Below are 14,722 nucleotides of genomic sequence, written 5' to 3' on the forward strand. Positions count from 1 at the left end.
TGGTGGATAGCCTAATTGCGCCTTGCTTGGTGTATGCCAGCAATCGTGCTACCATATTGGGCTATCTGTTACGCTAACTCTTTTTACAAAGGTCAGGGATTACATGTCCATTGTTCGCCTGAAAGAAAACGAACCCTTTGAAGTTGCTCTGCGCCGCTTCAAACGCACTATTGAAAAAACCGGTCTGTTGACCGAGCTGCGTTCGCGCGAATTCTACGAAAAGCCAACGGCTGAGCGCAAGCGCAAGCACGCTGCCGCCGTGAAGCGTCACTACAAACGCATCCGCAGCCAGCAACTGCCTCCACGCTTGTATTGATCCCTGAATCTTTTGTTCAGGAACTGCTCGCCCGTGTCGATGTCGTAGATGTCGTCGGGCGGTACGTGCAGTTGCGTAAAGGCGGGGCCAACTTGCTTGGCCTGTGCCCTTTTCACAACGAAAAATCCCCTTCATTTACAGTCAGTCCCACCAAGCAGTTTTACCATTGCTTCGGTTGTGGCGCTCACGGATCGGCTATCTCGTTCCTGATGGAACATACCGGGGCTTCATTCCCCGAGGCGGTACGCAGCTTAGCTGGTTCCGTCGGAATGACTGTGCCCGAAGCAGATCGCACCCCACGCCAACGTGCTGCCGATGCGCGTCGTAAAGACGAGTTGTCGCGTCAGCATCATATTCTTGAAACGGCACAGGGGCATTACCTACGTCAGCTAAAACAGTCACCCATTGCCATCGACTATCTAAAACGTCGTGGTCTGGATGGGGAGACGGCTGCCCGTTTCGGTTTGGGCTGGACAGGTACGGAGCGACGCGGCTTATCGGCTGTATTTCCGCAGTACGAAGACAAGCAGCTGGTTGAGTCCGGCCTGGTGATCGAGTCCGAAGATGGTCGTCGCTACGACCGTTTCCGTTCACGCATCATGTTTCCGATCCGCAGTACCAAGGGCCATATCATTGGCTTTGGTGGCCGTCTGATCGAAAAAGGCGAACCAAAGTACCTGAATTCGCCGGAAACCACGCTGTTTTCCAAAGGACACGAGCTGTACGGCTTGTGGGAAGGACGTCAGGGCATACGCAAAGAAGGCTTTGTCCTGATTGTTGAAGGTTATATGGACGTGGTGGCGCTGTCGCAACATGGCTTGCACAATGCCGTAGCGACTTTGGGCACCGCGACAACCGAATACCACATCACCAAATTGATGCGCGCCAGCGACAGGCTGGTGTTTTGCTTTGATGGTGACGGGGCAGGGCGCAAGGCCGCCTGGCGTGCCTTGAATACCTGCTTGCCGCTGGTTCGTGATGATGTGTCCATCCGCTTCATGTTCCTGGCGGATAACCACGACCCCGATTCTTTTGTTCGTGAGCACGGCGCTGCCGCGTTTCGCGAGCAGGCCCAGGAAGCAGCAGCTTTGTCGCGCTTCTTCCTGGACGAGCTGGCGGCCCGCCATCGCATGGACGAGGCCGAAGGTCGCGCGGCCTGCGTGCACGAGGCCTTGCCTTTGCTGCTGGAGCTGGCTGACAGTACCTTGAAGGTGCAGATTCAGCACGAATTTGCCCGCATGGTGCTGCTGACGCCGGACGAGCTGGCGCAGCGCCTCAGTACCGTAGAGCCGGTTCGTCGGCCTGCTGTGGATACAGCGCCTGCTCAGGATGGTCTGGTAGCCAGACCACCGGTTCCGGCGCAGCCAGCACCGTCTTCAGATGGCATGGAGCCGTTTGAGGACGGTTTTGATGGTTCGTTTGCTGACAGCCTGCCTATGGACGGCTGGCAGGATGAGCCCGATTGGCAGCCTCAGGAGCAATATCAGGAGCGGCCAGCATCAGGTCGCGGCAAGGGTGGCAAGAATAATCGTCAACGGCAAGAGCGCGCTGTCCTGGGTGGCAGCCGCGCCGTGACTCCGATGGCCAAGCGATTGCTGCGCTTGCTCATTGGACATCCAACCCTGGTGGGCGGGCTGGGCGATCAACAACTTGAAATTTTGGCGCAAAGTCCCCACTTGCGTTTAGTACAAGAGCTGATTGCCTTAAGCAATGTCAGCTCGGCGCGTCACGCAGGTGCGTTGCTGGAGGCCGTGGACCCCGAGTCCGACCTGGCCCCTGTGCTCGAAGCGCTGGCCACGGAGCTTTTGGGCGAGGAAGAATTGCCTGATCCCCAAGGCGAATGGCGTGATGCGCTGCATCGCATCGAACTGGATGCGATCAAGGCAGAGCAGTCGGCGTTGGTGGCCACGGGCTTGCAAGAGCCCGAACAGCGTCAGCGTTATCAAGAATTGACACGCCGTATTGCTTTGTTGAATGCTGCTTATACTCGGCAAGTGAAGTAAAATATTGGGTTATGTGTTGTGTTTGTGGCCGGCCAGGGGGTTAAAACTGGTACGCGAGCAAATGCGGCGGGTTAGCGGATTGTGAACCACCTTATGCCTTGAGCCCATGAGCCAGGGATTAAATGACTTAGGGTTCGCTCGCGCAACACGCCCAGGAGCAAGCCGGCTGTGAACACGCTCATTATCAGGCTCTTGCCTGTACGACTCGGTGGCTACATATTTAGTGCCACAGGGGTAAATGGCGTCTATGGAAGAAAATATGACTCAAACGACTGGTAAAACCTCGACGACGGTCTCTCGGTCTGCTAAGAAAACCTTGGCCGCGACAGCAAAATCAGGGGCATCAAGCTCGGTAGAGCTCGATGAGCTTCACGAAAGTGGAGAGCCAGGCGCAGCGCCTGCCAAAAAGGCAGCTAAAAAGGCGGCTGCTAAAAAAACGGTAGCCAAAAAAGCGGCTGCCAAGAAAACAGCGGCTAAAGCCGCTACCGGTGGTCGCCGTGGACGTCCTGCAAAGAATGCCAATAACGACGGTATCGACTTTGTCGATGACGACGAAATGGGCGAAGAAGAGGTCATTCCTGATCTCAAGCCGGTGGCCAAGCGTGGTGCCAAGCGCGCCAAAGCCGAAAAAGATGTATTCGGTGTCCGTGGCCAACTGAGCCCTGAAGAACAGGAAGCCCGCCGCAATCGTCTCAAAGCCCTGATCAAGCTGGGTAAGGATCGCGGTTACCTGACCTACAGTGAAATCAACGATCACCTGCCCGATGATCTGGTGGATGTCGAAGCCATTGATGGCATTATCGGCACCTTCAGTGACATGGGTATTTCGGTTTACGACCAGGCTCCCGACGCTGACACCTTGCTCATGAGCGATAACGCGCCCATGGCATCCAGCGACGACGATGTCGAGGACGAAGCTGAAGCGGCTCTGACCACGGTGGACTCTGACTTCGGTCGCACGACTGACCCTGTGCGTATGTACATGCGCGAAATGGGTTCGGTGGAACTGCTGACCCGCGAAGGCGAAATTGAAATCGCCAAGCGTATCGAAGATGGCTTGAAGCACATGGTGATGGCTATCGCCGCGTGCCCAACCACGGTTAACGAGATCCTGGCCTACGTTCAGCGTGTACGCGAAGGCGTCATGCAGATCGACGAAGTGGTTGACGGTCTGGTGGACGATGATGGCGAAGAATACGCCGGTTCCGGTGTAACCGCTGACGACGAGGACGAAGGTCCCGCTGGCGGCATGAGCAGCAAGCAGATTGAATACCTGCGCAACAAGTCGCTCAAGAAATTCGACATCATTGGCGAATGGTTTGACAAGATGCGTGTGTCCTTCGAGTCCGAAGGTTACAAGAGCGCAGGCTATGTGCAAGCCCAGGAAACCATCCTGAACGAATTCATGGGCATTCGCTTTACCGCCAAGATGGTGGAAAAGCTGGCTGATACCATGCGTGAGCAGGTTGCCATCGTGCGTCAGCACGAGCGCGAAATCCTGAACATCTGTGTGGATCGTGCTGATATGCCACGTGCACACTTCATCAAGGCTTTCCCCGGCAACGAAACCAATCTGGACTGGGTGGTGCAGGAGGTGGCAGCAGGCCATCCTTACAGCTCCATTCTGGAGCGCCACATCCCTGCCATTCAGGAAGTTCAGCAAAAGCTGATCGACCTGCAAACCAGCGTTGTGCTGCCTTTGAAGGACCTGAAAGAAGTCAACAAACGCATGACCACGGGCGAAGCCAAGGCACGTAAAGCCAAGCGCGAAATGACCGAGGCCAACTTGCGTCTGGTGATCTCCATCGCCAAGAAGTACACCAACCGTGGCTTGCAGTTCCTGGATTTGATTCAGGAAGGCAATATCGGTCTGATGAAGGCGGTGGACAAGTTCGAATACCGTCGTGGCTACAAATTCTCCACGTACGCTACGTGGTGGATTCGTCAGGCCATTACGCGTTCGATCGCTGACCAGGCCCGCACGATTCGTATTCCGGTTCACATGATCGAGACGATCAACAAGATGAATCGTATCAATCGTCAGATCCTGCAGGAAACCGGCGTTGAGCCCGATCCCGCAACCCTGGCCCAGAAGATGGACATGCCCGAAGACAAGGTTCGCAAGATCTTGAAGATCGCCAAAGAGCCTATCTCCATGGAAACGCCTATCGGTGACGATGACGATTCCCACCTGGGCGATTTCATCGAGGACAACAACACCGTTTCGCCATCGGATTCCGCTTTGCACGGTTCCATGCGCGATGTGGTGAAAGATGTCCTGGATTCCTTGACGCCACGCGAAGCCAAAGTGCTGCGCATGCGTTTCGGTATCGAGATGAGCACTGACCAGACTCTGGAAGAGGTGGGCAAGCAGTTTGACGTTACGCGTGAGCGTATTCGTCAAATAGAAGCCAAGGCTTTGCGCAAGCTGCGTCATCCTAGCCGTGCCGACAAACTGAAGAGCTTCCTGGAAAGCCAGTAAGTCTTTAGCAAGTCTGCTTGAGCAAGATAAAAAAACCCGGTCTGAATAAGACCGGGTTTTTTTTGCTCATTGCCCTGCCTTTTAAAATCTCTTTTCAAGGGTTAGGCGCTGCAGTTGATAAAAACTTACTTGGACTTTGGTCTTGCCTGTCGCAATGAGTTTTTGGAGCTCTTGGCGACACCGTTCGTGCAGATAAGCTTGCCGTTTCAGGATATCAAGACGGATCCAGATCCAGCTTGAATATACAGCCTTTGCCATTCGGCCCGCTTTGTACACTTAAACTCCAGCCTTGCGCCAACGCCAGTTGGCGTGCCAATGCCAGGCCTATGCCTCTGTGGCCTTCTTCACGCAGTCCTGTCGTCAGTTGTTTCCCCTGGCTGTAGTGGCGCTCAAAGATCAGGATTTGATCTTGTTTGGCAATGCCGGGGCCGTCGTCTTGCAAAGCCAGGACTGAGGGGGCAATCCAGCTCAGTTGCAGCTTGCAGGGCGCGGCGTGGTCGATGGCATTGCGCATCAGGATGCGCAGCAACATGGACAGGGCATAGGGGTCCAGCGTGTAGAGCAAGGTGTCAGGTACCAAGTTGCTCCAGCGTACTTGCTGGCTATCCGCATCTAGCAGGGCGACGGCCTGCCAGGTCTGTTGAGCCAGCTCGTGGACCTCGACTTCGCGCACATGGCGCTCTGCGGTGTAAGCCAGGCTTTCTGCGGCATCCAGGCTGGCGGTGACGGCATCGGCGTGGACCATCATGCGTTGCAGGCGCTGTTGTTGCGCGCCTTCGGGCAGCTGCAGCAGTAAAAGCTCGCAATCGCTGCGTATGGCGGTCAGCCCTGTACGCAGCTCGTGGCCCAGATTGGCGGCGAACTCGCGTTCATGCGTCAGTAGTTCCTCAACTTGCTCCTGCATGCGATTAAAGGCTCGGATCAGCCGGCCAGCTTCATCATCCTGATGTTCGGGCAGGCCGGAGCGGCCGGGTGCCCAGTTTTCCAGATGGCGGGACAGGGTCAGCATGGGAGCCACAGCGTGGCGAGCTACTCGACGCCCGAGTAAAAACACCAGCAAAATCGTGGCTGACCCGATCAGGAGCAGAATCAGGCCAAACTCGCGTACCCGGTCTTCGTGAGGGGTGGCGCGATACACCAGATACAGATGGCCTTGCTCTTTGTCCTGGCGCAGCACGTGCCAGGTGTCGCTGCCTAGATGGAATTCGTAAATGCCCGGTTTAGGAACGCGGGCAAATTCGGGCAGATTGTCCAGAGTTTGGCCCGGCAAAAACCAATAGCTGTCCAGCTCTGCGCCCAGGGCTTCACTGCGGTCGTATGCGCTGTCGGGTAAAAGAGTGGGGTTGCGAGCGTAAGAGACCAGCATGGCGTTGACCATCTCGTCTTCCATGCGCGCAAAGGCGACATAGGCCAGCCCACCCATAATGATGACCAGCAAGGCGGCAATCAGGGTCAGGGCCCAGGATACACGCTGGGTAAGGGTGCTCATGAAGCGGCTGCGGCGCGGGGCTTTGGCCATCCCTTAGCTCTCCTGTTGCAAACGCCAGCCCATGCCGGGCAAGGTTTCAATGGTGCCTGCGCCAGCCTCGGACAAGGCGCGGCGCAAGATATGGATTTGACTGCGCAAGGCTTCTGGCGACGGAGCGCCTTGGGGCCACAGGGTTTTTTCCAGGGAGCGGCGTGTCAGAATGGCTTGCGGGTCGCGTAACAGGGCTTCCAGCAACTGGCGGGCTTTGAAGCTCAGGTGCAGTTCCTGACCGCTGACGCTAACCAGCGCCGTATCCAGGTTGTATTCCAGACGGCCCCAATGCAGTGAGCCGTGCTGCACTTGTGGTGGGCCACGACGCATCAGAGCGCGTAGCCGGGCTTCGACTTCAGCCAGGGCAAAAGGTTTGATCAGATAGTCGTCCGCCCCCAGGTCAAAGGCCGTGAGCTTGCTTTCCAGCTGGCTGCGGGCTGTCAGTACCAAGGTCGGGATGGGTGTTTGACTGGACTGGCGCAGGGCCTGGAGTACACCAAAACCATCCAGACCGGGCAGGCCCAGATCCAGCACCAGCGCATCAAAATCCTGTTCTTGCAGCAGTGTCAGTGCACCATTGCCGTCGTAGGCGGCATCCACAGCAAAGCCTTTCAGCTCCAGATAGGTATAAAGGTTTTCGGCAATGGTCGTATCGTTTTCAACAATCAGGACACGCATGGCAGCTTGTTCCACAGGGTTGGGACAGTTCTTGTGCAGCTTACTGCACTTGGGGGCGGTCAGGGTAGACGCAGAAGTACGGGTACCCAGCCATTGATCTGCAACCACTGCGCCAGGGCAAAGACAGGCCAGATCAGGAAGTAAGGCAAGGCATCGCGCAAGGTGCGGGCCAATCCTGTCAGGGAAACTTGCAGTTCGTTCGGGCTGTTCCAAAGGCTCAGGCGTGGGATCAGGCGGGGCACGCGCTGGCAGTAGTCCTGATAATCCTGACCAAAAACTTTGTGCAGCAGAACCTGCTCTTCGTCGATCACATTATTGAAGACGGCGTAGACAAACAAGGCGAGTATGGGGCCAAGCAGCAGGCTGCCGGACAGTGCACCCATGCCGGTGACGGCACACAGGGAAAACAGATACAGCGGGTTGCGGCTGATGGAGTAGGGGCCTTGGCTGATCAGGCTGGAGCCTTTATGACCGCCCAGGTACAACATGCACCAGCAGCGGCCCAGGACGGCAATCAGGACCAGCCCCAGACCGGCCATGCGGGTGAATTGAAAGACCAGCGAGTCGGCCGCCCAGGTAGAGGCGAAGAAAGGCAGAATCACGACCATCAGGCCACCAAACACCCCCAGGCTGCGGCGACGTTGCACTTGAATGCTGGCCAGATGTTCCCAGGCTTCTGCAACCGTGGCGCGTTCGCTATGGGAAGCTGACCAGCGTTTGGGATTCACGATCAAGGGGTAGAAGGCGATGCTGCCCAGCAACCAGACAAGCGCCAGCGAGGCAAACACTTGAGTCAGATTGATACGCTCTTGATCGGCTTCCAGCAAACCCAGCAAAAAGGCGCAGAGCAAACCGGCCAGCAGGCCACCCCAGCGCAGGCGGGCCTGGTTCAAGGCCCAACCGGCAAAGTACAGGTGTAGCAAGCCAGCGCCCACGGCGACGATGGCACCCACTTCCAGTAAGGGTTTGATCTCGGGTATCCGGTGATACAGCGATTCCAGACTTGGGGAGGCGGCGGAGTGTTGCAGAAGCAGCATCAGCAAAGGCACGGCCAGGAACAGGCTGGTGCCCAGCAGCAGGATGCGTTTGCCTGGCATGGCCTCTTGTCCGCGCAGCTGGCGCAGCTTCCAGGCCGCCAGGAACAAACCCGCGGCGGCAATCAGGCCGGTCAGCAGACCTTGAGCCTCTTTCATTTCATGGGCCATATGGCCAGGTTGCTGGCTTGATGCCAACAAGGGATTGAGCGGGGACCAGTCTTGGGTCAGGCTGGCCAGCCAGAGAAACAAAAAGGTCACTCCCACAACCTGCGTCAGCAGGTAGAACAGGGAGTTGCGTTGCACCAGTGTCGATGTGCCGGACATAATCAAATCTCGCCAAGAAGAGGGGGAACCGGGGCTGGCTCCCTACTGACGGGATCAATGTATCGTTGGCACCGTAAAATCCGCGTTAAATCGAAAAATGCGTGCAGATATTTTTTGGGTAGATGGAAAAGAGTCCCTGGCGGCGGTTTTAATGATTGGAGTTGCCCGCCAGGAACCGGCTTCAGTTGTGTTTAGTGGTCGCGCTGATGCACGCAGCGGCCTGCGCTGTAGCTGGCTTGAATGCAGCGATCGTCACCCAGCAGGGCCAGCATGAATAATTGCTCTTCCAGCGAATTCAGCATGGTGCTGCGGCGGGCCATCAAGGGGGTGGCCTTGGGATCCATCACAATAAAGTCCGCCTCGGCACCAGGAGCCAGCGTGCCGATTTGACCTTGCATGTCCAGTGCCCGCGCGGCTCCTTCGGTGGCCATGTAGAACATGGATGCGGCGGTCAGATGGTAGTTGTTCAGACGGGCCACTTTGTGGGCCTCGTTCATGGTGCGCAGCATGGAGAACGACGTCCCGCCGCCCACATCGGTGGCCAGGGTGTGCAGCACCTTGCTTTGGCGAATGGACTGAAAATCGAACAAGCCAGAGGCCAGGAACAGGTTGGAGGTGGGGCAGTGGGCTGCGATACTGCCGGTATCGTGCATGCGAGCGCGATCCTGCTCGTCCAGCCAGATACTGTGGCCGTAGATGGCGCGGGGGCGTAGCAGACCAAAGCTGTCGTACACGTCCAGATAGCTGCGGTTCTTGGGGAACAGCTCGCTTACCCATTTGATTTCGTCCTTGTTTTCTGCCACATGGGTTTGCAGAAAAACATCGGGGTAGGCGCGGGCCAGTTCACCACAGGCGGCCAATTGCTCCGGGGTGGAGGTGGGCGCAAAACGGGGTGTCAGAGCGTACAGTTGGCGGCCCTTGCCGTGCCAGCGCTTGATGAGGTCTTCCGAATCGCGTGCGCCTGACTCGGCGGTATCTTGCAGATAGTCCGGGCAGTTGCGGTCCATCATCACCTTGCCTGCAATCATGCGCAGATTGCGCTCGTGGCTTTCTTCAAAGAAGGCATCCACGGATTGGCGGTGCACACTGCCATAGACCAGGGCGGTGGTCGTGCCGTTGCGTAGCAGTTCGTCCAGAAACACGCCAGCCACTTCCCGGGCATGTTCACTATCGCCAAAACGGCCTTCAGTTGGGAAGGTATAGGTTTCCAGCCAGGGCAGCAGGCCGCTGGAGGGAGAGGCAATAATGTCGGTTTGCGGAAAGTGCAGGTGGGTGTCGATCATGCCTGGCATGATGATTTTCCCGCTCAAATCCACGGTCTTTGTATCGGCAGGCAGGCTGCGCGCCAGTTCGGCCCAGTCGCCACAGGCCTGAATCTGGCCTTGTTCGTTGACCAGCAGCAGGCCGTCACTGTGATAGCGCACGGCTTCGGCAGGATCTTCCAGCGTGGCGGGGTCCGCTACAAAGTACAGCAGTTGGGCACGGTAGGCGCAGGCGGAGTGTAAAGAGGTAGTCATAGTGTCCTTGAAGTCGAGGTCGCATCAGCGACTGAGCTGGCCCATTTCATAGGCGTGGGCCAGCAATTCGGCGGCGACAGCCACGGCAATAATCGAGGGGGCCTTGCCCTTGATCTCTGGCACGCCAATGGGGCAGACCAGTTCCTGAATACGGGATTCGGGCATGCCGCGTTGCTGCAAGCGGCGCTCGAATTGACGGCGTTTGGTCATGGAACCGATCAGGCCGACATAGGCCGTATCGGGGCGGCGCAAGATCTTCTGGCACAGAGCCAGATCGAGGCCGTGATTATGCGTCATCACCAGAAAATAGCTATTGGTCGGGGCTTGTTCGATCAGCGCATCGGGGATGTCGGTAATTTCCAGGCTGACATTGCTGGGTACCTGAGCGGGAAACAGTTCGGGGCGTTCGTCAATCCACAGAACCCGGCATGGCAGGGTGCCCAGAATCTGCACCAGTGCCTCGCCCACATGACCGGCCCCAAACAGCAAAATGCTCAATGGCGGGGGCGGCAGGTCTTCCATCCAGACGCCTTGCGAGCCGTCGTACTCCAGTCGGGACTCGTCCACAATTGAAGGGCTTTGGATATCAACCTGCTTGCTGCCATCCGACAGCAATTGCGAACGGCGACTGGTCGCCTGACCGGCCCGCACGGCGCTATCCAGCTCTTCCAGCCAGCCCAGATCCTCGGCACTCAGGGTTTCGTACAGCAAGGTAACGACCCCGCCGCAACATTGGCCCAGACTGGGGCCCAGCGGCAGGCGGCTCATGCTCCAGCCGGGTCCGGAGGACTGACTGAGCATGACACGTGCCTGTTCTGCCGCTATCCATTCCAGGTGCCCGCCACCAATGGTCAACCACTGCTCAGTTTGGCTGAACAGCATGGCGGTGCCCGTGGTGCGCGGGGTGGAGCCTTTGGCCAGCGCCACCGAGCACAAAACCAGCCGCTCGCCCGCTTTCACACGGGCGAGGGCAAGAGATGGCCAGCTACTCATTTCGCTTTGCGAATAGCCGCAACAGCCCGCATGACGGCTTCCGCAGTCGCAGGTGCGTTCAGCACGGGCTCAATCTGGTAGTTGCCTACACTGGCAACCGCATCACGGATCGCGTTAAAGACGCAGAACGGCAGCAGCAAAGGCGGTTCGCCCACGGCTTTGGAGCGGTGAATCGAATCCATGGCGTTGCGGCCATCGAACAGATTGACGCGGAAGTCCATGGGGCAGTCGCTAATGGCCGGGATCTTGTAGGTCGACGGTGCATGCGTGGTGAGCTTGCCTTCAGCGTTCCAAACCAGCTCTTCTGTTGTCAGCCAGCCCATACCTTGAATAAAGGCGCCTTCAACCTGGCCAATATCCAGGGCCGGATTGATGGATTTGCCCACATCGTGCAGCACGTCGGCACGCAGAAGGCGAGATTCCCCAGTCAGCGTGTCGATCAGCACTTCAGCGACGGCAGCGCCGTAGGAGAAGTAGTAGAAGGGATTCCCCTTCATGACTTTGGAGTCCCAGTGCAGGCCGGGGGTGGCGTAAAAACCGTCGGACCACAGCTGGACGCGGGCCTGATAGGCGTGCTCAACCAGTTGGAAAAAGGGCATGGTTTGGCCACCGATCTCGACCTGACCTCGCTCGAATTTCACGCTGGATTCTTCAACCGAGAACAACTGGGCCGCCACCGTCGTCAGACGCTGGCGAATCTGGTAGGCCGCATCCTGGGCAGCTTTACCGTTCAAGTCCGTACCTGTGGACGCGGCAGTGGCCGAGGTATTGGCCACTTTGGTGGTATCGGTGGCCGTGACCCGGATGTGCTCCAGGTTCAGGCCCAGCTCATGAGCAACTACCTGGGCGACCTTGGTATTCAAACCCTGTCCCATTTCCGTGCCACCGTGGTTCACCAGAACCGTGCCGTCACGGTAGACGTGGACCAGAGCACCAGCCTGGTTGAATGCGGGTACGTTAAAGGAAATACCGAATTTCACCGGGGTCAGTGCCAGCCCCTTTTTCAGTACCGGGCTGCTGGCATTGAATTCACGGATTTGTTCACGGCGCTGACGGTATTCACTGGTTTCCTCCAATTCGGCCACCAGCTCGTGAATGACGTTATCGACCACGATCTGGTCGTAAGGCGTCACATTACGGTCTTCTTTACCGTAAAAGTTGATGCGGCGCACATCCAGCGGATCTTTGCCCAGACGGCGAGCAATCGTGTCCAGCGCCACTTCCATGACCAAGGCCCCTTGCGGGCCACCAAAGCCTCGAAAGGCCGTGTTGGATTGGGTATTGGTGCGACCACACAAGGCGCTCATGTCTACATCAGACAGGTAGTAGGCATTGTCAAAGTGACAGATGGCGCGGGTTGCCACCGGGCCGGACAAGTCGGCGGAAAAACCCGAGTTGGCCGTCATGTCCAGACGGGCACCCAGCAGGCGGCCTTCGTCGTCGTAACCAATATCGTATTCATAGTAGAAACCGTGACGCTTGCCGGTAATCATGAAGTCGTCGTCGCGGTCCAGGCGCAGCTTGATCGGGCGCTGCAGCTTGACGGCAGCCACACTCGCCACGCAGGCGTACAGGGCCGATTGAGATTCCTTGCCACCGAAACCACCGCCCATGCGACGGCATTCAACGTGTACCTTGTGCGCGCCAACGCCCAGACAGTGGGCAACCAGCTGCTGCATTTCCGAAGGGTGTTGCGTCGAACACCAGATATGCACGGCGCCGTATTCCTTGGGCACGGCGTAGGAAATCTGGCCTTCCAGATAAAACTGTTCCTGACCATTGCATTGGAAGGTGCCTTGCAGGCGGTGCGGCGCTGATTCCAGTGCTTTTTTGGCATCGCCTTGTTTCAAGTTCATCTGGGGCAGAACACCGGCGTTTGCGGCCTTGGCTTCTTGTGGAGTCAAGATGGCAGGCAGCTCTTCATAGGTGATCTTGCCCAGACGCGCTGCACGGCGTGCCTGGTCGTGGGATTTCGCAATAACCGCAAAAATGGGCTGGCCAAAGTAATGCACCACGCCATCGGCAAGAATGGGGTCGTCATGCAGAATAGGGCCACAATTATTTGCGGCGGGAATGTCGGCAACCGTCAGGACGGCAAGGACACCGGGCGCCTGACGCACGGCTTCCAGATCCACGTCCAGCAAACGGGCATGGGCTTTTTCCGACAGGCCCAGCGCAATATGGGCCGTGCCCTGCAATTCAGGCAAATCATCGGTATATGTGGCCGTGCCGCTAACGTGCAGGTCTGCCGACTCGTGCAGAAAGGACACGCCGACTCGTTGAGCCGTGGCGGTGTTCAGGTGGTCGATACTGTCAATTTTCATCACAAAGTCTCCAGGCTGGCTTGAGCTCGGTGAAAGACATTCAGCTGGGCGGGACTCAAAGCGTGTTCAGGGTGGGTTTCCAGGAAGAAGCGGTACAGCAAATTGGCCGCACTTTGATTACGGTATTCGCTGCTGGCACGCATATCGCTCAGGGCCTGATAGTCCTGTTGCAACGCCTGCATGGCAGCTTGTACGTTTTCCTCGTTCCATTCCTGGCCTTGCAACACGTGCTCGGCATGGCTGGCGCGTTTAGGGGTGGCAGCCATACCACCAAAGGCGATGCGAGCCTGTTTGACGATCCTGCCATCCAGTTCCACCGCAAAGGCGGCGCACACGGCAGAAATGTCCTGGTCGAAACGCTTGGATAGTTTGTAGGTGCGGAATTGCCATTGTCCCTTGTTGCGTGGGACCAGCAGGCCTTGCACGAACTCGCCCGGTTCCATGGCGGTTTTCTGGTAGGCCAGATACAGATCTTCCAAAGGCAGCACGCGCTCGACTGCGCCTTTGCGCAGCACCACACGGGTACGCATGGCAATCAGGGCGGGCATGGAGTCGCCAATGGGCGAGCCGTTGGCCACGTTGCCGCCCAGGGTGCCGGCGTTGCGGATAGGGAAAGAAGCAAAGCGCTGGCGCAGTTCTGTCAATTCGGGGTGGTCTTTGATCAAGGCGTCAAAAGCGTCGTTCAACAGCACGCCTGCACCGATATACAGATCGCCCTCGGTGGTTTTCAGTTCGCGCAGCTCGGCCACCTGACCGATATAGATCAGATGCGGCAAATCGCGGAATTGCTTGGTCACCCACAGGCCAATATCGGTACTGCCAGCCAGAATGCGGGCTTGCGGATATTGCTCGCGCAACTGGGCCAACTGGTCCAGCGTGCGGGGGGCGTGGAAGGTTTGGCCCTGGTATTCATAGGCCAGCATGCCGTCCTGACGAATGGCACGCAGCTTGTCTTCAATGGATTGGCGATCCATGCTGACAGCCGGATAGCTGTGCATGGCCTTGGCCGCATCAATAATGGGGCGGTAGCCGGTACAGCGGCACAGATTGCCCGAGAGCACATCGTCGATCTGTTCCCGGGAAACCGGCCCGTCTTCGGGCGAGTGCGTCATGTACAGGCCCCACAGCGACATGATGAAGCCGGGCGTACAAAAGCCGCACTGGGCACCGTGCCAGTCCACCATGGCCTGTTGTACGGGGTGCAGGGTGCCATCGTCCTGGCGCAGATCCTCAATGGTGTAGAGCACCTTGCCGTCCAGCGTAGGCAGCAGCTGGATACAGGCGTTTACGGCACGCAATTGCAGTTGATTGTTCTGGTCCAGTTCGCCAATCATGACCGTGCAGGCGCCGCAGTCACCCTCGGCACAGCCTTCTTTGGTGCCGGTGCAGTGCAGATCCTCACGGATATACTGTAAAACGGTTCGCGTGGTTGGGGCCTGAGCCACTTCCTGTACTTCGCCGCGATAAATAAAACGAATTGGTCTTGTCTCCATGATCTCACTCGACTGGTTTTTTACGGATCGAAGATA

The 14,722-nt window shown here is 57.6% G+C and carries 10 protein-coding genes; 3 read left to right on the forward strand and 7 right to left on the reverse strand.

Features of this window, described 5'->3' with window-relative positions:
* The first annotated feature begins 103 nt into the window (after nt 1-103).
* The 3 genes from rpsU to rpoD all read left to right on the forward strand — a co-directional run bounded on the left by rpsU (nt 104) and on the right by rpoD (nt 4,801).
* Nucleotides 104-316 (forward strand): 30S ribosomal protein S21, encoded by a 213-nt coding sequence (gene rpsU, locus U2949_RS03125; protein WP_003799344.1) that lies wholly within the window; start codon nt 104-106, stop codon nt 314-316.
* Nucleotides 313-2,319: a DNA primase gene (gene dnaG / locus U2949_RS03130; RefSeq protein WP_026483481.1), complete on the forward strand. Its 2,007-nt coding sequence runs from the start codon at nt 313-315 to the stop codon at nt 2,317-2,319. The genes rpsU and dnaG overlap by 4 nt, the downstream gene beginning before the upstream one ends.
* Before the next feature lie 259 nt (nt 2,320-2,578).
* On the forward strand, nt 2,579-4,801 hold the full coding sequence (gene rpoD / locus U2949_RS03135; protein ID WP_021446482.1) for an RNA polymerase sigma factor RpoD: 2,223 nt from the start codon (nt 2,579-2,581) through the stop codon (nt 4,799-4,801).
* Between the two features lie 214 nt (nt 4,802-5,015).
* Here rpoD and U2949_RS03140 read toward each other — a convergent pair whose 3' ends face one another.
* The 7 genes from U2949_RS03140 to xdhA form a co-directional block, all read right to left on the reverse strand.
* The gene (locus U2949_RS03140; protein ID WP_051316264.1) at nt 5,016-6,320 is read right to left on the reverse strand and encodes a sensor histidine kinase; all 1,305 of its coding nucleotides are present in this window, start codon (nt 6,318-6,320) and stop codon (nt 5,016-5,018) included.
* Between the two features lie 3 nt (nt 6,321-6,323).
* On the reverse strand, nt 6,324-6,998 hold the full coding sequence (locus U2949_RS03145; RefSeq protein ID WP_026483479.1) for a response regulator transcription factor: 675 nt from the start codon (nt 6,996-6,998) through the stop codon (nt 6,324-6,326).
* A gap of 59 nt (nt 6,999-7,057) precedes the next feature.
* Nucleotides 7,058-8,359 (reverse strand): methyltransferase family protein, encoded by a 1,302-nt coding sequence (locus U2949_RS03150; protein ID WP_051316263.1) that lies wholly within the window; start codon nt 8,357-8,359, stop codon nt 7,058-7,060.
* Nucleotides 8,360-8,550: 191 nt separating this feature from the next.
* Entirely contained in the window at nt 8,551-9,876 is a 1,326-nt protein-coding gene (gene guaD, locus U2949_RS03155) for a guanine deaminase (protein WP_321286106.1), read from the reverse strand.
* Nucleotides 9,877-9,900: 24 nt separating this feature from the next.
* Nucleotides 9,901-10,869, reverse strand: coding sequence for a xanthine dehydrogenase accessory protein XdhC (gene xdhC, locus U2949_RS03160; protein WP_321286108.1), 969 nt, complete (start codon nt 10,867-10,869; stop codon nt 9,901-9,903).
* On the reverse strand, nt 10,866-13,193 hold the full coding sequence (xdhB, locus tag U2949_RS03165) for a xanthine dehydrogenase molybdopterin binding subunit (RefSeq protein ID WP_026483476.1): 2,328 nt from the start codon (nt 13,191-13,193) through the stop codon (nt 10,866-10,868). The genes xdhC and xdhB overlap by 4 nt, the downstream gene beginning before the upstream one ends.
* The gene (gene xdhA, locus U2949_RS03170; RefSeq protein WP_026483475.1) at nt 13,193-14,686 is read right to left on the reverse strand and encodes a xanthine dehydrogenase small subunit; all 1,494 of its coding nucleotides are present in this window, start codon (nt 14,684-14,686) and stop codon (nt 13,193-13,195) included. Before xdhA ends, xdhB begins: the two co-directional genes overlap by 1 nt.
* Between the last annotated feature and the right edge of the window lie 36 nt (nt 14,687-14,722).

This window comes from Alcaligenes phenolicus (genome assembly GCF_032063905.1).
In the GTDB taxonomy this organism is placed as follows: domain Bacteria; phylum Pseudomonadota; class Gammaproteobacteria; order Burkholderiales; family Burkholderiaceae_B; genus Alcaligenes; species Alcaligenes phenolicus.

Excerpts from the sequence above, each read along its gene's own strand:
- rpsU (WP_003799344.1), top strand. The coding sequence starts at position 104 with ATGTCCATTGTTCGCCTGAAAGAAAACGAACCCTTTGAAGTTGCTCTG.
- guaD (WP_321286106.1), bottom strand. The coding sequence starts at position 9,876 with ATGACTACCTCTTTACACTCCGCCTGCGCCTACCGTGCCCAACTGCTG.
- xdhB (WP_026483476.1), bottom strand. The coding sequence starts at position 13,193 with ATGAAAATTGACAGTATCGACCACCTGAACACCGCCACGGCTCAACGA.
- U2949_RS03140 (WP_051316264.1), bottom strand. The coding sequence starts at position 6,320 with ATGGCCAAAGCCCCGCGCCGCAGCCGCTTCATGAGCACCCTTACCCAG.
- rpoD (WP_021446482.1), top strand. The coding sequence starts at position 2,579 with ATGACTCAAACGACTGGTAAAACCTCGACGACGGTCTCTCGGTCTGCT.
- U2949_RS03150 (WP_051316263.1), bottom strand. The coding sequence starts at position 8,359 with ATGTCCGGCACATCGACACTGGTGCAACGCAACTCCCTGTTCTACCTG.
- xdhA (WP_026483475.1), bottom strand. The coding sequence starts at position 14,686 with ATGGAGACAAGACCAATTCGTTTTATTTATCGCGGCGAAGTACAGGAA.
- xdhC (WP_321286108.1), bottom strand. The coding sequence starts at position 10,869 with ATGAGTAGCTGGCCATCTCTTGCCCTCGCCCGTGTGAAAGCGGGCGAG.
- U2949_RS03145 (WP_026483479.1), bottom strand. The coding sequence starts at position 6,998 with ATGCGTGTCCTGATTGTTGAAAACGATACGACCATTGCCGAAAACCTT.